The organism is Nitrosomonas sp. (genome assembly GCF_024282095.1).
Lineage (GTDB): Bacteria > Pseudomonadota > Gammaproteobacteria > Burkholderiales > Nitrosomonadaceae > Nitrosomonas.
The window spans coordinates 60,757-80,337 of sequence record NZ_JAMWZS010000008.1; the positions used below are offsets into that span (position 1 = coordinate 60,757).

Sequence of the window (19,581 nt, forward strand, 5' to 3'; positions counted from 1 at the left end):
TATTACAGATGCCTACCAGCAAACTTGAATAGCAATAATCCAGAATAGGCAGGGCGTCCTGTCGCATCTGATACAGCAGCATAGTGTTGGACGATTGTTTGCTCTATCGGGATCCAATTAATCAGTTGATTAATCTGATTTAGAAAGTCTCCTTTGCGCGTGCGGCGGGTGGCATCAAAATCTGAAAAACTCATGACAAAAATACAATCTTCTGAATAAATGACAGGTAGTTACGTTGGATGCTTACGTGACAATCAGTTCAATTCAGACATTGGTTAAAAAACGATAGCAACTTCAGCGCTGAGAAAAAGGATTTCTCAAGGATGATATCTAGCAATAACTTGTTTCGAATATCTTTGCCGATACAATCACGCACAAGGATATTGCTTGAATACCCTTGCCTATCAACATCTTAGCTACATTGAATTTTGAATCGCGTAGAGACTTAGTCCCATCAGCGCTTGAGGAAATATGCCCAGTGCCAGTACTGCAAAGCCATTCGCACTCAATAAAATCCTTACATCACTATTGGGCAGAATAGGTTCATCAGTTTCTGGTTCATCGAAGTACATTAGTTTAATGATACGCAAATAATAAAAAGCGCCAATTAATGAGAACAGTACCGCTGCAACCGCTAACCAAATATAACCCGCATTGACAACAGCCTGTAATACGGCCATTTTTGCATAAAAACCGATCATAGGCGGAATACCTGCCAGTGAGAACATCAGCAGCAAGGTAATAAATGCATACCAGGAATTTCTTTTACTCAGTCCTTTGAAATCACTGATATTTTCTGCCTCAAATCCATTACGACACAGCAACATGATCACTGCAAAAGTGCCTAGCGTCATCAAAACGTAAGCAATGACATAAAACAAAGCAGAACTATAGCCGTTTGAATCCGCGCTGATAAAGCCAAGCAACAGGAATCCCATATGGGAAATGGTTGAATAAGCCAACATACGCTTGATATTCGTTTGTGCAATGGCTGCAAGATTGCCTACTGCCATCGACATGACGGCCAGAATGACCAGCATACCTTGCCAATCAGCGACCATTTCTCCCATTCCCTCAACCAGCAAACGCATTACAAAACCAAAAGCTGCCAATTTAGGAGCAGAACCAATAAATAATGTAACTGCTGTGGGTGCCCCTTGATAAACATCTGGTGCCCACATATGAAAAGGCGCTGCACTCAGCTTGAAGCTGATTCCAGCTACAATAAATACTAACCCTACAACCAATACTTCTCTACTACTTGCTTCACTTTGAATGATTTGAGCCAGTTGAGAAACATGTAATGTTCCTGTTGCGCCATAAACCATTGACATACCGTAAAGCAAGAATCCTGACGCCAGTGCCCCGAGCACAAAAAATTTCATGGCTGCTTCGGTTGCAACAATTGAATCTCGGCGCAATGCTACCAATGCATAAAGTGACAATGAAAGTAATTCAAGACCAATATAAAGTGTCAGAAAATGACTGGCAGAAATCATCACCATCATTCCCAATGTTGCAAACAATACTAAGCTAAAAAACTCACCTCTCAACATGCCCCGGTCACTGATATAAGCGTGAGAATATATCAACACTGCTGATACCGTACCATACACCATCAACTTCAGTATATCTGCCATCGCATCATCGACAAACATACCGGAAAATGTTTGACTGGTTTCTGTCGAAAACGATAAAAAAGTCAGTAGTGCGCACCCCAACAATGTAACTTGCGTTAACAAATAGGCAACATAACGTCTATTCTCGCCTGCTGTGAGATCAGCCAGCATTACCACGCATACCATAATGAGCATAAAAATCTCGGAAGAGGCTGGCGCAAAATCAGGTGGTATAAAATTCATTAATCCTTCATCCTCATGTCGGAAAATACTACTATTCCAGAATCACTTTATTACAACTTACTACTGTTTACATGTATCAGTAAGTGATCTATGGTCGCATGCATTACTTCAGTTAATGGATATGGATAAACACCAATCCATAAAACTGAAATCGCCAAAATTGCCAATAATGCAAACTCACGTTTTGATATATCTTCCAGCCCTTCAACGGCTGGACTAGCTACAGCACCAAATATGACCCGCTTATACATCCATAATGTGTAAGCGGCACCAAAAATTAACGTGGTTGCGGCTAAGAATGCATACCAGAAGTTAATTTTCATACTGCCCATGATGACCATAAATTCGCCTACAAAGCCGCTCGTACCCGGCAATCCGGCATTCGCCATTGCAAACAACATAAAGAAAGCAGCAAATACGGGCATCTTATTTACCACCCCACCATAATCCGCAATTTGACGTGAATGTAATCTGTCGTATAGCACGCCCACGCACAGGAACATGGCACCGGAAATAAATCCGTGCGAAATCATCTGAACCATCGCCCCTTCAACACCGTAGGCGTTAAACAGGAAAAAACCCAATGTAACAAATCCCATATGCGCTACCGATGAATAGGCAATCAGCTTTTTCATATCGGCTTGCATGAGTGCAATCAGTCCAATATAAACCACTGCTATCAGTGAGAGTGCAATCATCATGCCAGCCAGATAGTTACTAGCATCAGGAACAATGGGCAGTGAAAACCGCAAAAATCCGTATCCGCCCAATTTAAGTAAAATAGCTGCTAGAACAACCGAACCGCCCGTTGGCGCTTCTACGTGCGCATCGGGCAACCACGTATGCACTGGCCACATCGGTACTTTCACTGCAAACGCCAGTAAAAATGCAATAAAAATTAAAATCTGCGGTGTTAGCGGAATTTCTAATTGATGATAATCCTGTATCGAAAAGCTGCCTCCCGATGTTTGATACAAATAAATAAAAGCGATCAGCATCAACAAGGAACCAAGCAATGTATAAAGAAAAAACTTGATAGCCGCATAAACACGATTAGGGCCGCCCCATATCCCAATAATCAGGAACATCGGTATTAATGATGCTTCCCAGAACACGTAAAACAGCATTGCATCCAATGAAGAAAACACACCATTGACAATACCCGACATGACTAAAAAAGCCCCCATATACTGGGATACACGTTGTTTAATAACTTCCCAGCCTGCCACAACGACCAAAGGTGTAATGAAACAATTCAGTAATATCAATGGCATCGATATACCATCTACACCTACATGATAATTGACGTTAAAGCGCTCAAACCAAACGTAATTCTCGACAAACTGCATCGCACTGGTTGCAGAATCAAAACCGGTATAAAGAGGAATTGCTATCAACAATCCCAGAATTGATCCTGCGAGAGCTATCCAGCGAGCAATTTGCGCATTATGGTCATCGCCGGTTGCGAATACGGCAACACCAAACACAATTGGCAGCCAAATAATTAAACTTAATAGTGGGAATTCAAACGACATGCTTATTCCGATTTATTTGTTAGTACTTATTATCTTTAAGTATTTGATTCATCAATATCGATATCAAGCGTTAGGTTTTACAGTTTTTTCATTAAGCCTAGTAAAGCCATAACGTCAAGATAACAAATATGCCAACAATCATAGTAAATGCATAGTGATAGATATAACCAGTTTGGTAACGTCGTACTAGCGCAGCCGTCAGTGCTACAACACGAGCTGTACCATTAACAAAGAATCCATCAATCACTTTTATATCGCCATGCTTCCACAATGCAGTGCCTAAAGCACGTGTGCCACCAGCGAATAACCATGAATAAAACTCATCAATATAATATTTTCGATCCAGCAAGTTATACAAAAAACCAAAGCGGGATTTTATTTTCCCTGGTATATCCGTCCTTGCACTATACAAATACCAAGCAGTAAAAATTCCTGCTATTGATAACCAGAATGGTGCTGTAGACAGGGCATGCACCATCATTCCTCCGATACCCGTAAATTCCGCACCCAATTTCTCGATAGCATCATGCTGCGGTAATACATGAATCACATTGTTAAAATAATCACCAAAAACAATCGGACCAATAAACCACCCAGCAGCGATCGTTGGTATAGCGAGAATCACTAGCGGCATTGTCACGACCCAAGGCGACTCATGTAAATGCTCTTTAGTATGTGCATCCATTCGAGGCTGCCCGTGGAAGGTCATGAACACCAAGCGGAATGTGTAAAGCGCTGTAACAAATACAGTCGTCAATACGCAAAAATAAGCAAACCCGACGCCAGGAATATTGGCAAAATGAACAGCTTCAATAATTGCATCTTTAGAAAAAAACCCCGAGAAACCAGGTACGCCAGCGCTCGCTAGTGCGGCAATAAACATCGTCCAATAGGTAATTGGCATATAATTTTTAAGTCCACCCATTTTCTGCATGTTTTGTTCATGATGCATAGCAATAATGACAGAACCTGCTCCTAAAAATAAAACAGCTTTAAAGAAAGCGTGTGTCATCAAATGGAAAATTGCGGCGGAATAGGCAGACGCACCTAACGCGACAGTCATATACCCTAATTGAGACAACGTGGAATAAGCAACTACGCGTTTGATATCATTTTGAACTACTGCAACAAGTGCCATAAACAAAGTTGTAATTCCACCAATTATCAATATGACCGATAATGCCGTGTCTGATAATTCAAATAGCGGCGACATTCGCGCTACCATGAAAATGCCTGCCGTTACCATAGTAGCCGCATGAATCAATGCGGAAATTGGCGTAGGGCCTTCCATCGAATCAGGTAACCACACATGTAATGGAAATTGCGCTGATTTACCCATTGCACCAATAAACAACAATATACAAATCAATGTAATTACCAACCAAGGCATGCCAGGTATTAATTCAACCTTTTCATCGACTATTCCGGGTGCTTGTGCAAATACAGAAACATAATCCAATGTGCCAAAATGCATCAATACCATGGCGATGCCCAGAAGAAAGCCAAAATCACCAACGCGATTAACTAAGAATGCCTTCATATTGGCATAGATAGCAGTTGGGCGGGTATACCAGAATCCGATCAACAAATAAGATACAAGACCGACGGCCTCCCAGCCGAAAAATAGTTGTAGAAAATTATTCGACATTACCAACATCATCATTGAGAAGGTAAATAGCGAAATATAGCTGAAGAAACGCTGATAGCCGGGATCTCCATGCATATAGCCAATGGTATAAATATGTACCATCAGCGAGACTAAACTGACAACAACCATCATCGTTGCTGACAATTGATCGATTAAAAAACCGATCTCGAATCGAGTATCACCTGTCACCAACCATGTATATACACTGCCGTTATAGTTGTTACCTTCCAGCACATCCAGAAAAATAACAATGGATGCTAACAAGGAAACAAATACAAGTGATATCGTCGTGCGATGACTCCACAAAGGCCCAATAAAACGTCCAAATAAACCAGCTATGAGTGCGCCCACTAGCGGTGCAAGTGGCACCAATAAATAAAGTTTTTGCATCTCAGTCAATAATTCTTATATTAGTTATATGTATTTAAGCTTTGCTGCTTTTTTGTATTAACCTTTGAGTTTATCCAGATCATCAACATTAATTGTTTGCTGATTACGGAATAACACAACAAGTATTGCTAAACCTATGGCTGATTCCGCCGCGGCAACCGTCAAAATAAAAAATACAAAAATCTGTCCTGATATATCCTGTAAATAGTGTGAAAATGCCACAAAATTCATGTTTACAGCCAATAGCATCAATTCAATAGACATCAATATAATAATGACATTTTTTCTATTGAGAAAAATACCGACGATACCGATAGCAAATAGAATTGCACCAAGTACCAGATAATGGGATAGCGATACCAAACTAATTACCTCTTCTTGTATTTTTATACATTGCCAAACAACTCTTGAATGACTTACTTATTCTTTTTTCTCTGATGGCATAGCTACTATACGTAGTCGATCTTCTTTTTTTACTTGAACCTGCTTGGACGAATTAGTTGATCGTTTATCCTCACGATGACGTAGAGTCAGTGCGATTGCTGCGACCATTGCAACCAGCAAAAGTACCGCTGCTAACTCAAAGGCATAAACATACTCGGTATAAATCAGACGACCCAATGCTCTAGTATTACTATAATCAGCATCTTGTGCACTAGGCGCTGGCATTTCTTCAAGCCCAAAATATTTACCCATTAACACCATCGTCATTTCACCAACCATTATCAGTGCAACTAATGCACCAAAAGGAAACCATTTCCAAAAGCCTTCGCGCAATTGATCTAAATTAATATCCAGCATCATTACCACAAACAGAAACAATACCATCACAGCGCCGACATATACCAACACTAAAGTGATCGCAAGAAATTCTGCTTCTAACAACAACCACAAGCCAGCACACGTAACAAATGCCAGCACCAATAATAACGCTGAATAAACTGGATTACGAACTGTAATCACACCAAGCGCTGATGTAACCAAAATAGCCGAAAAAATATAAAATATGATGTCCTGAAAATTCATGTGTGTTTACCAGCAAGGTTCAGCGATAACGCGCATCAGCTTCTCTGTCCTTGGCAATCTGTTCTTCGTAACGATCTCCAACAGCCAATAACATTTCTTTGGTGTAAATTAAATCGCCCCTTTTCTCACCGTGATATTCCAGTATGCGTGTCTCAACAATTGAGTCAACCGGACAGGATTCCTCACAGAAACCACAAAAAATACACTTACTCAAATCGATATCATAGCGTGTAGTACGCCGCGTACCATCGGCGCGTTGCTCAGATTCTATGGTAATAGCCAACGCGGGACAAACTGCTTCACACAGTTTGCAAGCAATACAACGCTCCTCTCCGTTTGGATAGCGACGTAATGCATGTAAACCACGGAAACGTGGCGATTGCGGCGTCTTTTCTTCTGGATAGTGTACAGTTATTTTCGGTTTAAACAGATATTTTCCAGTTACCGCCATACCTTTTAGCAATTCGAATAACAAAAAGGTACTAAAAAATTTTTTTATACGATCCATTGTATTTTTCAATCCTAAAACCAGATATTTAACGGAGGTAACTTTCTTACTGATTCAGGTAATTGCATTATTAATCCTAATAAAACAATCCATATGAGTGTAATTGGGATAAACACTTTCCACCCCAATCTCATGATCTGATCATAACGGTATCGCGGAAAAGTTGCACGAAACCAAAGAAAAAAGAACAGGATAAATGCAATTTTTAACAGCAACCAGATAAAACCTGGTATCAGTGTAAATGGTGCAATATCGACGGGTGGTAACCATCCTCCCAGAAACATTATCGATGTTAAAGCTGCTACCAAAATCATATTGGAGTATTCAGCCAGAAAAAACACTGTAAAGGCCATGCCTGAATAATCAACATGAAAACCTGCCACAATTTCTGACTCGCCTTCAGCCACATCAAAAGGTGCGCGATTTGTTTCAGCAACACCAGAAATCAGATAAACCAGAAACATGGGAAACAGTGGAATCAAATACCAATTCAACAAACTGTCGCCTTGCTGACCGTTTACTATATCACCGAGATTTAAACTTTGCGACATCATCAATACACATACTAAAGCAAATCCCATTGCCAGTTCATAAGAAACTACCTGGGCTGCAGAGCGCATGGCTCCCAAGAATGCATACTTGGAATTCGATGCCCACCCAGCAATGATAATGCCGTATATACCCATTGATGTCATCGCCAGAATATACAGTAAACCAGCATTGATATTAGCCAAAACGAGTTCGGGTGAAAACGGTATTACAGCCCATGCTGCCAATGCCGGCATAATTGTCAGTATTGGTGCCAAGATAAATAGAAATTTATTTGCACCAGTCGGAATGACAATTTCTTTCATAATTGCCTTAACCGCATCCGCAATCGGTTGTCCCCATCCCCGTAGCCATGGAATCCCAAAAAAGGTTACTCTATTGGGTCCAACACGAATCTGCATATAGGCGATTATTTTACGCTCGGCAAAGGTCAGATAGGCAACTCCCAATAACAATGGAATGACAATAGCAAAGATAAATGTCATGTTCGTCGCTAATGAAAACAGCATGGCTCCCCACTCCGCTCCAAACATCTGTATAAACTGTTGTTGAATATACTCCATTAATACACTCCAACCTTTACCATTACAGTTTTTCCACCAATATTTCTCCAAACAAAGCGCCTAGTGATACAGTCTTTGGATGAGCGCATGCAACACGTACGCAACTAACAGGCAATTTTTCGTCACAGGCAACTTCAAGCTGCACAGACTCATCTCCCTGCTTAATTTTTACCTGAGCTCCTGCGACAATATCCAAGCTCTTGAGTGTTGCTTCTGCCATCCATACTTTAGGTGGCAGTGCATCATGTGTAGATTGCAGAGATTCTGCACGCCTAACAACCGGATCAGCCTGATAAATAGGCACTTCTCCAATACGCTGCAGACTATGTTTTTCTATTCCATTAATCTCAAAACAAAAATCTTTTAAAGTATTATTCAAGTATTGCCCAGTCTCTAATTCATCAGGAAATATTTCTGTACGAATTTGTTCTGGAGTTTCATAGTCAAATTTATCAAGTGCCATTAGATTAGCTAATACACGCAATACTTTCCATGCAGGTCGAGCTTCTCCCAATGGGGGTACGACACCATTGAAGCTCTGCACCCGTCCCTCAGTATTAACATAAGTGCCTGAGGTCTCAGTAAATGGTGCGATTGGCAACAACACATCGGCATACTCTGCAGCATTTCCCTTATAAACGCTCATTGATACTACAAATTCGCTCGCCTTTATCGTTTTCAGTGCCTGCTGAGAATTATAGGTATCAAATTCCGGTTCTATATTCATCAATATAAACGCCTGGCATTTTTCGCCAATTAAACTCGCATCAGCGCTGAATCCTAACATTTGCGCAGCATTTAACCCGCTGACCTCTGAATATTCCGATTTTGCAGAAATCGACAATGCGTTAATCTCTGGTATTGCGCCCACTAGATAAGCACCAACGCTATTTGCAGCTTCACCCAGTACACCAAAGCTCGCGCCTGTAACTTGCGCAATCCAACCAGCCAACAAATTGATCTTCGAATAATCCGGATGATGCTGAGACAAGTTACCAAGATAAATCGCTGCCGGTACATTTTCGATCAAACTGGAAGCGATAGCAAACGCATTGGCGGTATTCGAAACATTAATTGAATTAATTAATTTATGTAATTCATCAGCTTGTTTTATTCCTTTTATTTCAATTGCTGCTTTTAGTATTTCCGCCAGAACTCTGACCATCGCATTTGGTGCAACAATTGCTTTATTCGTAACCTTGATTAGTAAATCGTCATCAATAGGATTAACAATATTCAATTGCATGCCATGTTTGACGGCTTGGCGCAAGCGCTGCGCAATGAGCGGATGATCTTTACGCAATGTACTACCGATAATCAAAACCGATTTCAATTGCGACATGTCCGCAATGCTACTACCCAACCATGGAATTCCTTGCAGATGTTTATCCGCGCGAAAATCTGATTGGCGCAGACGATGATCAATGTTGCCACTACCCATAGCTCGCAACAATTTCTGCAATAAATAAAGCTCCTCAGATGTACTATGCGCGGACCCTAACGCACCAATACTTTTGGCACCATATTTATGTTTGATTGCTTGTAATGCATTCACTGTAAATTCCAACGCCTCATGCCACTCGCACTCAAACCATTGGCCGTCGCGCTTAATCATTGGACGCGTCAATCGATCTTCGGAATTCAATCCCTCATAAGAAAAACGATCCTTGTCAGACAACCAGCACTCATTAATAGTCTCATTATCTCTGGGTAGAACACGCATTACGCGATTTTGCTTAACTTGTACGACCAAGTTTGAACCTAAACCACAGTGCGGACTGATTGATTTTCTACGTGATAACTCCCAAGTGCGTGCCGAGTAGCGAAACGGCTTACTGACCAATGCGCCGACGGGACAAAGGTCAATGACATTACCTGACAATTCAGAATCTACTGTCTTGCCAACAAATGAAAGTATTTCGGAATGTTCGCCGCGCCCAACCATCCCAAGCTCCATGATTCCAGCAATTTCCTGACCAAAGCGCACACAACGCGTACAATGAATACATCGTGTCATGTCCGTTGATATCAGTGGCCCCAAATTCTTATTAACTACCACACGTTTTGCTTCAGTATAACGTGATCCGCTCGCACCATAACCAACGGCAAGATCTTGCAACTGACATTCACCACCTTGATCACAGATCGGGCAATCGAGTGGATGATTAATCAGCAAAAATTCCATAACACCTTTTTGTGCTGTCACTGCCTGCTGCGAATGTGTATATACTTTCATTCCATCCATGACAGGTGTCGCACAAGCTGGCAGCGGTTTTGGCGCTTTCTCCACTTGCACTAAGCACATGCGACAGTTTGCCGCAATAGATAATTTTTTGTGATAGCAAAAATGTGGTATGTATACACCAATCTGTTTAGCACCATCCATAATGGTGCTGCCTTTCGGCACAGATACCTGTTTACCGTCGATTTCTATATTGACCATCGGCTAAAAATTCTTGGGTTAATCACAAACTATAAAATTGACGCGCTCTGCTCATCTGAGCAGTTAAACCATACATTTCTTATGTTCTATATGGTAAACAAACTCGTCCCGGAAATGTTGAATCATCGCACGAACAGGCATGGCGGCCGCATCACCCAGAGCACAAATCGTTCGTCCTTGTATGTTGTCAGCTATGTTATCCAACAAATCAAGGTCCTCTGGTTTTCCCTTACCATGCTCAATACGATTAACGATACGATAAAGCCATCCTGTCCCTTCGCGGCACGGTGTACATTGGCCACACGATTCTTCAAAATAAAAATAGGACAAGCGCTCTAGCGCTCTTACCATACATGTAGTTTCATCCATGATGATGACGGCGCCTGAACCTAGCATAGACCCAGCTTTGGCTATGGAATCATAGTCCATATCAGCTTGCATCATAATATCACCAGGCAATACAGGCATTGACGATCCGCCCGGAATACAACCCTTTAATTTGCGTCCGCCCCGCATTCCACCCGCCAGCGCTAATAATTCGGCAAATGGCGTCCCAAGTGGTATTTCATAATTACCTGGCTTGTTAACATGGCCCGATACTGAAAATATTTTTGTTCCACCATTATTGGGTTTACCAAGTTGAAGATATTTCTCACCACCATTGCGAATAATCCAAGGAACCGACGCAAAGGTTTCAGTATTATTAATTGTTGTCGGTTTCCCATACAAACCATAATTAGCTGGAAAAGGTGGCTTAAACCGCGGCTGGCCTTTTTTGCCTTCGATAGACTCCAACAATGCAGTTTCTTCGCCGCAAATATAAGCTCCGTATCCGTGATGATTATATAGCTGAAAACTAAATGATGACCCCAGAATATTATTCCCTAAATAACCAGCAGCTCGGGCCTCGTCAACAGCTTCTTCCATGCGCTCATAGGTTTCCCATATCTCACCATGAATATAATTGTACCCTGCTTTAACGCCCATTGCGTATGCCGCAATGATCATTCCTTCGATAAGAAGATGCGGATTAAATCGCATAATATCGCGATCTTTGAATGTACCTGGCTCCCCTTCATCTGAATTACAAACAATATATTTATCCCCTTCATAACCCTTGGGCATAAAACTCCATTTCAATCCGGTAGGAAAACCAGCGCCACCTCGTCCCCGAAGTGCCGATTTTTTGACTTCTTCAATAATTTCTTCCGGTTTAATCTTTTTCGCAAGTATTTTTCTTAGCGCTGCGTAACCCTCTCGTTTTTCATAGCTTCTCAGTCGCCAATTCTCAGAATCAGATGGATTCACTCCATTCATTAATGTCTGCGGATACTGATTCATTTATTCAGTTCCTCTAACAGTTGATCGATCATCTCATTGGACATGAAGCTACACATGCGCTTATTATTGATTAACAATACAGGCGCATCTCCGCATGCTCCAAAACATTCGCCTTCTTTGAGCGTAAATTTGCCATCGGGCGTTGTTTGGTTGAATTCTATTCCCAGCTTCTTCTTTAGATAGGCAGCACTTTCGTTGCTACCTGACAGAGCACAAGGTAGGTTAGTACAAACGGTGATTTTGTATTTACCTAGCGGTTCCAGATTATACATATTATAAAATGTAGCTACTTCGTACACCGCAATGGGAGGCATATCCAAGTACTCGGCAACAAAATTGATTGTCTCATTAGCCAACCAGCCTTTCTCATCTTGCGCTATCGCAAGTGCTGACATCACAGCTGACTGTTTCTTCTCAAGCGGATACTTAGCGATCTCTTGATCTATTTTTTTAAGGGATTCAGTGCTTAACATTGTTATCTATCTATCTCACCAAATACTATATCCTGTGTACCTATGATCGTAACCACGTCAGCAATCATATGCCCTCGTGACATTTCATCCATTGCAGCCAAATGCGCAAATCCAGGTGCACGTATCTTCAGTCGATAAGGCTTATTGGCCCCATTCGATACCAAATAAATACCAAATTCGCCTTTGGGATGCTCAACAGCAGCATAAGTTTCACCTGGAGGCACATGAAAACCTTCTGTAAATAGTTTGAAATGATGAATCATTTCTTCCATATTTTGTTTCATATCTACTCGTGAGGGCGGTGCAACTTTATGATTGTCTGTTATGACAGGCCCCGGATTTTTTCGCAACCAATCAACACACTGTTTAATAATACGATTCGATTGACGAAACTCTTCCATGCGCACCAGATATCGATCGTAACAATCACCATTAACACCCACTGGTATATCGAAATCCATTTGATCATAAACTTCGTAGGGCTGTTTCTTCCTTAAGTCCCATTCTACTCCGGAGCCACGCAACATTGGGCCTGTAAAACCTAATGCCATAGCACGCTCTGGAGAAACAACACCAATATCAACCAATCGCTGCTTCCAGATTCTATTGTCAGTCAGCAACGTCTCGTATTCATCGACATACGTTGGAAAGCGATTTGTAAAATCCTCAATAAAATCCAATAAAGAGCCTTCTCTATTCGCGTTCCGTATACGGGTTTGCTTTTCATTGTGAATTTTTGAAGATTGATATTGCGGCATGGTATCGGGCAAATCACGATATACGCCACCGGGTCTGTAATAGGCGGCATGCATTCTGGCTCCTGATACTGCCTCATAGCAATCCATCAAATCTTCTCTTTCACGGAAAGCATATAGAAACATTGTCATCGCCCCCACATCAAGTGCATGTGCGCCGATCCACAACAAGTGATTCAGTATACGAGTAATCTCATCAAACATCACACGTATGTATTGCGCTCTCAGTGGTACTTCAATTTCCAACAGCTTTTCAATAGCCATGACATAAGCATGCTCGTTGACCATCATCGAGACATAGTCCAGCCGATCCATGTATGGAACTGACTGAATATAAGTTTTATTTTCTGCCAATTTCTCAGTTGCGCGATGCAACAATCCAATATGCGGATCAGCACGTCGCACAACCTCCCCATCCAGCTCCAACACTAATCGCAGCACACCGTGTGCTGCGGGGTGCTGTGGCCCAAAATTCATGGTGTAATTACGTATTTCAGCCATAAGTTACTTCAAAGAATTCTTATCTAATAAAACAATGAGTATATTTATATTGTGTAAACATTAAGACTCACAGTCCCCATAATGCTCTTCTCGTATTACATGCGGCGTTATTTCTCGCGGTTCAATACTGACTGGCTGATAAATAACACGCTTCTGCTCCGCATCGTACCGCATTTCAACATAGCCTGTTAACGGAAAATCCTTTCGGAATGGGTTACCTATAAAACCATAATCAGTCAATATGCGGCGCAAATCAGGATGACCGACAAAGATAATACCATAAAGATCAAATGCCTCACGTTCAAACCAATTAGCAGCAGGCCATATTTCAGTCACTGAGTCGATTACCGGAAAGTCATTATTCTCGGCCAGCACTCGAACACGTAACCTGTGATTTAAGTTCACTGAAAGCAAATGATAAACTGCTGCAAAACGTTTACCGCGCAAACCATACTTTGCTGACAAAGCATCGCCATAAGTCGAATAATCAACTCCACATAAATCGATAAGTGTATCAAAACTAAGTGCGGAATTATCACGTAACATTTTACTGACAGTGAGAATATCATCAGCACGCACAACGATAGTTAATTCGCCATTTTGAGCCTGCAAACTGCTCAGCTTGTCTGCTAATACACTGTGTAATGCTTTTGAAAGATTTTCTTGTTGAAAACTAGTTGACATACTCTTAAATTAACGTGCGATAGTGTTGGTGCGGTTAATCTTATTTTGCAATTGAATAATGCCATATAACAGGGCCTCAGCCGTAGGCGGGCAACCTGGCACATAAATATCAACTGGCACAATACGATCACACCCACGCACTACTGAATAAGCATAATGATAATAGCCACCGCCATTAGCACACGACCCCATTGATATTACCCACCGTGGCTCGGCCATTTGATCATAAACCTTACGTAACGCAGGTGCCATCTTATTACAAAGCGTCCCTGCCACAATCATCACATCTGATTGCCGTGGGCTTGGTCTAAAAACAATACCAAAACGATCAAGATCATAGCGCGATGCACCTGTTTCCATCATTTCAACGGCACAACAAGCCAACCCAAACGTCATCGGCCACATTGACCCAGTGCGTCCCCAGTTAATAACTGCATCCAGGCTCGTAGTAATAAAGCCCTTTTCAAGAGTTCCCTCAATACTCATAGCATTAATCCCATTCCAATGCTCCTTTCATCCATTCGTAGATAAAACCTACCACCAGGATACTTAGGAATACCATCATAGCGATAAATCCGAATAATCCAATTTCATCCAGTACGATTGCCCAAGGAAACAGGAATGCAATTTCTAAATCAAACAAGATGAATAAGATCGCAACCAAATAATAGCGCACATCAAACTTCATACGTGCATCTTCAAAAGCATCAAAGCCACATTCATAGGGCGACAGTTTCTCACTGTCCGGACGATTTGGAGCAAGTAGCCAGCCGCTTAGCATCGACGCTGCACCGACTAAAAAGCCAACTATCAGAAACAATAAAATTGGAAAATAATTTTCGAGCATTTTAATTAGTAGATATACAGAAATACTTACAAAGAGTTTCTTAATTACAAACCAAACATAATTATAAATTCACAAGTGGTGCCGACGGCGAGACTCGAACTCGCACAGCTTTCGCCACCGCCCCCTCAAGACGGCGTGTCTACCAATTCCACCACGTCGGCGATAAAACCATGCGCTTCGCGATCAAGATTAATAAGTTGCCAGCTATTCAGGTATTTGACCAGCTTTTGAATTACCTTGGACTTCAGGACTATCTGCATCATCTTGTGTAGTAGGTTGCTTTTTCAGATCTGTTGATACTTTTTCAGTTTCTTCAATCTGATCCATGATGCTCATTACACTGACATCTTTTGTCTGGTTTGCTGAAAGATAGGTTAAGCCCATACTTGTCGCAAAAAACATCGCCGCAGTTATACTTGTCGCACGACTCAAGAAATTAGCTGAACCACTTGCTCCAAACAAGCTACCTGCTGAACCACTGCCAAACGCAGCCCCCATATCAGCGCCCTTCCCATGTTGTAATAATACTAAAACTATGAGCACAACCGCCAGTAAAACATGCGCTGTCCAAACGAAAATTTCCAACGTATTACTCCAAAAAATTTAATTACTCAATGCACGGCAAATCGCAATAAATTCATTTGCAACTAATGATGCGCCACCTATCAAACCACCATCGATATCTGGCATTGCAAATAACTCAACTGCATTATTGGCCTTGACACTTCCACCATAAAGTATGGTTAATTCTTTCGCTATATTGAGGTTCTGTGCCGCAATACCATTCCTTATAAATGCGTGTACATCTTGAGCTTGCTGCGGTGAGGCTGTTTTACCTGTACCAATCGCCCAGATTGGCTCATAAGCGATCACTGCTTTACTAAATGACTCTATCCCTGCCACATTAACAACTGCCGTTAACTGTTCCTGAATAATTTGCTCAGTAGTTCCTGATTCACGCTGTTCAAGGGTTTCTCCCACACACAGAATTGGCGTCAGACCTGCTCTCTGAGCTGTCACATATTTCTCTGCAACGGTATAACTATCTTCACCAAATAACGTTCTTCGTTCTGAGTGTCCTATGATTACATAAGCACACTCAAAATCATTCAGCATGGAAACCGATACCTCTCCGGTATATGCACCCTTTTCGTATTGACTGACATTCTGAGCTCCCCAGGATATATCTGTATCCTGTAGCATATTCTGCACTGACGACAGATAGGGATAAGGCACACAAACCGCAAACTTTGCACCATGCAAGCCATCTAGGCCCGCACTAATCGCGCTGAGTAACTGTTTATTCTCAGCTAAATTACCATGCATCTTCCAGTTACCTGCAACCAGCTTCTCGCGCATTTTACTTCCAACCTCTGCTTCCCAAAAGGGGCGATGCTACCCTTGATTCCTTATCTAGTCAATCGTATATATCTCTCAGCAAAACATCCATATCCGCAACTTCGAAAACCGCGCCCACAAATGCCATCTCAGACTACCCGAATCGTCCTGTAATGTAATCTTCTGTCTGTTTATTCTTTGGTTTAATGAAAATTGTATCTGTTACATTAAATTCTATCAGTTCCCCTAAGTACATGTAGGCTGTATAGTCAGAAACCCTAGCGGCCTGCTGCATATTATGAGTCACTATTAATATAGTAACTTTGCTTTTTAAATCAGTTATTAATTCTTCAATACTAGCTGTTGCAATTGGATCAAGCGCGGAAGTTGGTTCATCGAACAATAATATCTCTGGATCTGTGGCCAGTGCTCGCGCAATACAAAGCCTCTGTTGCTGCCCCCCAGAAAGATTAAAAGCCAAATCGTGCTGGCGATCCTTAACTTCATCCCATAAGGCTGAATTACGCAACGCCACCTCAACTCGTTCATCCAATATGGCTCTCTGTTTAATCCCTCTTACACGCAATCCATACGCGACATTCTCATAAATTGACTTAGGAAAAGGATTGGGCTTCTGAAACACCATACTGATTCGCATCCGCACTTCAATCGGATCAACATTAGACGCTAAAATGTTCACATCGTCAGGATAAAGGATTATTTCACCTTCATATCGATTCCCTGGATAGAGATCATGCATACGATTAAAACATCGCAGAAATGTCGATTTACCGCACCCTGAGGGTCCTATTAATGCGGTAATCTTCTTATCATGCAACACCATATCGATATTTTTTAGTGCATTAAACTCGCCATAATAAAAATTAAGATTCCTAACCTCAGATTTATATTGAGTTGGCTCTACAACTTTCTCTTGATCAATCTGCATTATTTCCTTACCACTTAATATTTTTTCGCATGCGATAACGTAAATAAATTGCCAACCCATTCATGGCAAGCGTCATAACAACCAGCACCAGTCCGGCTGCAGCAGCGTTCAATTGAAATGCCTCCTCTGGCCGGGAAACCCAATTGAACATTTGTATTGGCATTACCGTAAAGGGTGCTGTTAGCCATTCAAATGATACATAGGGAAATTCATTTTTCACGGGCGACGGTGGCAGAAAAGCGATAAACGTCAATGCTCCGATCGTGATAATCGGCGCGGTTTCACCAATTGCTCGCGCGAGACCAATAATGATGCCAGTTAAAATCCCCGCCGATGAGTAAGGCAATAAATGGTCCGATACTGTCTGCCATTTAGTTGCACCGAGCGCATAAGCACCTTCACGTATAGTGACAGGAATAGACCGTATCGCTTCTCGTGTGGCAACAATTACCACCGGAAGAATCAACAATGCCAAAGCTAACCCAGCCGCCAAGATACTTTGCCCAAAACCTAATTGATATACAAATAAACCTAACGCGAGCAAGCCATAAATAATTGAAGGAACGCCAGCTAAATTAGTTACATTAATTTCAATGATCTCTGTTATCAAATTTTTAGGCGCATATTCTTCGAGATAAATGCCGGATCCAATACCTAATGGCACTGCAGATACTGCAGTCACCAGCATTACCAAGGTAGTTCCCACCCAAGCTGACAAAATCCCTGCAGATTCTGGTCGGCGCGATGGAAAGGAAGTGAAGAAATCCCAGGATAAACGAGGCATACCATCAAACAACATGTGCGCAAATAATGCCATGAAAGTCAATACAGCAATCATTAATGCAAAAATACCGGCAATCATAAAGATCAAATCCCATCTTTTATGCCGACCGATAATTTTTCTGATTTCTTCTAGATTATTTACACTTTTCATCGTAAGACGTCACTTGATAGCGCACTAGAAATTCTCAAAACTTATAAACCGAAATCATTTAATAAATCTCACGATATCGCTTGCGTAATAGATGTCCAATAATATTAAACACAAGCGTTAGTATCAATAAGGTTAAGCCAGCAGCAAATATTGTTTGATAGCCGATACTGCCATGAGGCAAATCACCTAAGCTAACTTGCACAATATAAGCCGTTATTGTGGCTGCCGGTTCCATTGGATTCCACGTTAAATTCGGCTGCATTCCTGCTGCAATTGCCACCACCATCGTTTCACCTACAGCGCGCGATATGCCCAAAATATACGCCGCTGCTATTCCAGAAAATGCTGCCGGCATGACCACACGAATAGCCGTCTGAAAGCGTGTTGCTCCCATCGCATAAGAACCTTCACGCAAATTCATCGGAACCGCCCGCATCGCATCCTCAGTCATCGAGCTCACGTACGGTATGATCATGATTCCCATGACGAGACCGGCTGACAACAAACTAAATCCCGGTAGTTCAGGAAAAATGATTTGCAGCAAAGGAGTGACAAATAACAAAGCAAAATAACCATATACAACAGTTGGAATACCCCCCAACAATTCAAGAAATGGCTTTGCTACTTCTCGCACTGTAAATGGCGCAAACTCAGAAAGATAGATTGCAATGATAGTTCCCAGAGGAAGCGCAACTAATAAAGCGATGAGTGAACTTACTATCGTACCTGCTATGAGTGGCAAAATCCCATAGTGCGCATCATCAAACAGTGGTGTCCATTGTGTGTCCGTTAGAAATTCCCAAATGGACACATGCTGAAAAAACACAATCGATTCCTTCACCAGCATCACAATAATCGCCAGCATAATTGCAACTGAAAGTGCTGCTGATAAGAATAAAAGTGCTTCTATAAATCTTTCATGCAGATTACGACGAAAACTATAGCCGAGTTTCCCAGCATGAGCTATTTTATTGTGTGACTCTTCTGCCACTATGAAAGCCCTTCTACAAATTGGAGCATTATAGTAAGAGAGCTGCTAATTACAGATAAAAACCTATCTCAGATTAAAAGAAGATTGAAATTAGCTTTGATTTACTTTAGAAAAAATTCATTAAACACTTACACTATCAGAACTAACTAACATTGTATGTTTAAGACACAAATTCTATCGAAAAAGATTTTTTCTCTTTATGATGCTCTTGCTATACGATGAATTCTGGGGATAACTGTACATC

Annotated in this window: 20 protein-coding genes and 1 tRNA gene; all 21 read right to left on the reverse strand. The window is 41.6% G+C overall.

Annotated elements, in window-relative coordinates; genetic code table 11:
• Positions 1-2: 2 nt before the first annotated feature.
• Entirely contained in the window at positions 3-194 is a 192-nt protein-coding gene (locus tag Q0K92_RS03960) for a hypothetical protein (protein ID WP_297324509.1), read from the reverse strand.
• 222 nt (positions 195-416) lie between these two features.
• Positions 417-1,862 (reverse strand): NADH-quinone oxidoreductase subunit NuoN, encoded by a 1,446-nt coding sequence (gene nuoN / locus Q0K92_RS03965; protein WP_297324510.1) that lies wholly within the window; start codon positions 1,860-1,862, stop codon positions 417-419.
• A gap of 50 nt (positions 1,863-1,912) precedes the next feature.
• A complete protein-coding gene (locus Q0K92_RS03970; RefSeq protein ID WP_297324511.1) occupies positions 1,913-3,397 on the reverse strand; it encodes an NADH-quinone oxidoreductase subunit M in 1,485 nt (494 codons plus the stop codon).
• 97 nt (positions 3,398-3,494) lie between these two features.
• On the reverse strand, positions 3,495-5,435 hold the full coding sequence (nuoL, locus tag Q0K92_RS03975; protein WP_297324512.1) for an NADH-quinone oxidoreductase subunit L: 1,941 nt from the start codon (positions 5,433-5,435) through the stop codon (positions 3,495-3,497).
• Positions 5,436-5,492: 57 nt separating this feature from the next.
• Complete coding sequence (gene nuoK / locus Q0K92_RS03980) at positions 5,493-5,798, reverse strand: NADH-quinone oxidoreductase subunit NuoK (RefSeq protein ID WP_110339031.1); 306 nt, start codon at positions 5,796-5,798, stop codon at positions 5,493-5,495.
• A 57-nt stretch (positions 5,799-5,855) separates the two neighbouring features.
• A complete protein-coding gene (locus Q0K92_RS03985) occupies positions 5,856-6,461 on the reverse strand; it encodes an NADH-quinone oxidoreductase subunit J (protein WP_297324513.1) in 606 nt (201 codons plus the stop codon).
• 19 nt (positions 6,462-6,480) lie between these two features.
• Complete coding sequence (gene nuoI / locus Q0K92_RS03990; RefSeq protein ID WP_297324514.1) at positions 6,481-6,969, reverse strand: NADH-quinone oxidoreductase subunit NuoI; 489 nt, start codon at positions 6,967-6,969, stop codon at positions 6,481-6,483.
• A 14-nt stretch (positions 6,970-6,983) separates the two neighbouring features.
• Complete coding sequence (nuoH, locus tag Q0K92_RS03995; RefSeq protein ID WP_297324515.1) at positions 6,984-8,081, reverse strand: NADH-quinone oxidoreductase subunit NuoH; 1,098 nt, start codon at positions 8,079-8,081, stop codon at positions 6,984-6,986.
• A 22-nt stretch (positions 8,082-8,103) separates the two neighbouring features.
• Complete coding sequence (nuoG, locus tag Q0K92_RS04000) at positions 8,104-10,524, reverse strand: NADH-quinone oxidoreductase subunit NuoG (RefSeq protein WP_297324516.1); 2,421 nt, start codon at positions 10,522-10,524, stop codon at positions 8,104-8,106.
• Between the two features lie 63 nt (positions 10,525-10,587).
• Entirely contained in the window at positions 10,588-11,865 is a 1,278-nt protein-coding gene (nuoF, locus tag Q0K92_RS04005; protein ID WP_297324517.1) for an NADH-quinone oxidoreductase subunit NuoF, read from the reverse strand.
• Positions 11,862-12,338, reverse strand: coding sequence for an NADH-quinone oxidoreductase subunit NuoE (gene nuoE / locus Q0K92_RS04010; protein WP_297324518.1), 477 nt, complete (start codon positions 12,336-12,338; stop codon positions 11,862-11,864). Before nuoE ends, nuoF begins: the two co-directional genes overlap by 4 nt.
• A gap of 2 nt (positions 12,339-12,340) precedes the next feature.
• Positions 12,341-13,594 (reverse strand): NADH-quinone oxidoreductase subunit D, encoded by a 1,254-nt coding sequence (locus Q0K92_RS04015; protein WP_297324519.1) that lies wholly within the window; start codon positions 13,592-13,594, stop codon positions 12,341-12,343.
• Between the two features lie 60 nt (positions 13,595-13,654).
• Positions 13,655-14,278 (reverse strand): NADH-quinone oxidoreductase subunit C, encoded by a 624-nt coding sequence (locus Q0K92_RS04020; RefSeq protein ID WP_297324520.1) that lies wholly within the window; start codon positions 14,276-14,278, stop codon positions 13,655-13,657.
• Positions 14,279-14,287: 9 nt separating this feature from the next.
• Positions 14,288-14,764 (reverse strand): NADH-quinone oxidoreductase subunit B, encoded by a 477-nt coding sequence (locus Q0K92_RS04025; protein ID WP_110339049.1) that lies wholly within the window; start codon positions 14,762-14,764, stop codon positions 14,288-14,290.
• A 4-nt stretch (positions 14,765-14,768) separates the two neighbouring features.
• The gene (locus Q0K92_RS04030; protein WP_297324521.1) at positions 14,769-15,125 is read right to left on the reverse strand and encodes an NADH-quinone oxidoreductase subunit A; all 357 of its coding nucleotides are present in this window, start codon (positions 15,123-15,125) and stop codon (positions 14,769-14,771) included.
• 76 nt (positions 15,126-15,201) lie between these two features.
• Positions 15,202-15,286, reverse strand: a tRNA-Leu gene (locus tag Q0K92_RS04035).
• Between the two features lie 43 nt (positions 15,287-15,329).
• Complete coding sequence (gene secG, locus Q0K92_RS04040) at positions 15,330-15,710, reverse strand: preprotein translocase subunit SecG (RefSeq protein ID WP_297324522.1); 381 nt, start codon at positions 15,708-15,710, stop codon at positions 15,330-15,332.
• Between the two features lie 18 nt (positions 15,711-15,728).
• A complete protein-coding gene (tpiA, locus tag Q0K92_RS04045) occupies positions 15,729-16,484 on the reverse strand; it encodes a triose-phosphate isomerase (protein ID WP_297324523.1) in 756 nt (251 codons plus the stop codon).
• 133 nt (positions 16,485-16,617) lie between these two features.
• On the reverse strand, positions 16,618-17,412 hold the full coding sequence (gene pstB / locus Q0K92_RS04050) for a phosphate ABC transporter ATP-binding protein PstB (RefSeq protein ID WP_297324524.1): 795 nt from the start codon (positions 17,410-17,412) through the stop codon (positions 16,618-16,620).
• Between the two features lie 7 nt (positions 17,413-17,419).
• Positions 17,420-18,346 carry a phosphate ABC transporter permease PstA gene (gene pstA / locus Q0K92_RS04055; RefSeq protein ID WP_297324525.1) on the reverse strand — a complete coding sequence of 309 codons (927 nt, stop codon included), beginning with the start codon at positions 18,344-18,346 and terminating at the stop codon, positions 17,420-17,422.
• Between the two features lie 58 nt (positions 18,347-18,404).
• Entirely contained in the window at positions 18,405-19,337 is a 933-nt protein-coding gene (pstC, locus tag Q0K92_RS04060; protein ID WP_297324526.1) for a phosphate ABC transporter permease subunit PstC, read from the reverse strand.
• Positions 19,338-19,581: the final 244 nt, after the last annotated feature.

Bases quoted from the DNA above. Each gene is read 5' to 3' on its own strand.
- Q0K92_RS04015 (WP_297324519.1), bottom strand. From the start codon at position 13,594: ATGGCTGAAATACGTAATTACACCATGAATTTTGGGCCACAGCACCCC.
- nuoH (WP_297324515.1), bottom strand. From the start codon at position 8,081: ATGGAGTATATTCAACAACAGTTTATACAGATGTTTGGAGCGGAGTGG.
- Q0K92_RS03960 (WP_297324509.1), bottom strand. From the start codon at position 194: ATGAGTTTTTCAGATTTTGATGCCACCCGCCGCACGCGCAAAGGAGAC.
- Q0K92_RS04025 (WP_110339049.1), bottom strand. From the start codon at position 14,764: ATGAGTATTGAGGGAACTCTTGAAAAGGGCTTTATTACTACGAGCCTG.
- Q0K92_RS03985 (WP_297324513.1), bottom strand. From the start codon at position 6,461: ATGAATTTTCAGGACATCATATTTTATATTTTTTCGGCTATTTTGGTT.
- nuoF (WP_297324517.1), bottom strand. From the start codon at position 11,865: ATGAATCAGTATCCGCAGACATTAATGAATGGAGTGAATCCATCTGAT.
- Q0K92_RS04030 (WP_297324521.1), bottom strand. From the start codon at position 15,125: ATGCTCGAAAATTATTTTCCAATTTTATTGTTTCTGATAGTTGGCTTT.
- pstA (WP_297324525.1), bottom strand. From the start codon at position 18,346: ATGAAAAGTGTAAATAATCTAGAAGAAATCAGAAAAATTATCGGTCGG.
- tpiA (WP_297324523.1), bottom strand. From the start codon at position 16,484: ATGCGCGAGAAGCTGGTTGCAGGTAACTGGAAGATGCATGGTAATTTA.
- pstB (WP_297324524.1), bottom strand. From the start codon at position 17,412: ATGCAGATTGATCAAGAGAAAGTTGTAGAGCCAACTCAATATAAATCT.
- nuoN (WP_297324510.1), bottom strand. From the start codon at position 1,862: ATGAATTTTATACCACCTGATTTTGCGCCAGCCTCTTCCGAGATTTTT.
- nuoG (WP_297324516.1), bottom strand. From the start codon at position 10,524: ATGGTCAATATAGAAATCGACGGTAAACAGGTATCTGTGCCGAAAGGC.
- nuoE (WP_297324518.1), bottom strand. From the start codon at position 12,338: ATGTTAAGCACTGAATCCCTTAAAAAAATAGATCAAGAGATCGCTAAG.
- Q0K92_RS04020 (WP_297324520.1), bottom strand. From the start codon at position 14,278: ATGTCAACTAGTTTTCAACAAGAAAATCTTTCAAAAGCATTACACAGT.
- nuoL (WP_297324512.1), bottom strand. From the start codon at position 5,435: ATGCAAAAACTTTATTTATTGGTGCCACTTGCACCGCTAGTGGGCGCA.
- nuoI (WP_297324514.1), bottom strand. From the start codon at position 6,969: ATGGATCGTATAAAAAAATTTTTTAGTACCTTTTTGTTATTCGAATTG.
- Q0K92_RS03970 (WP_297324511.1), bottom strand. From the start codon at position 3,397: ATGTCGTTTGAATTCCCACTATTAAGTTTAATTATTTGGCTGCCAATT.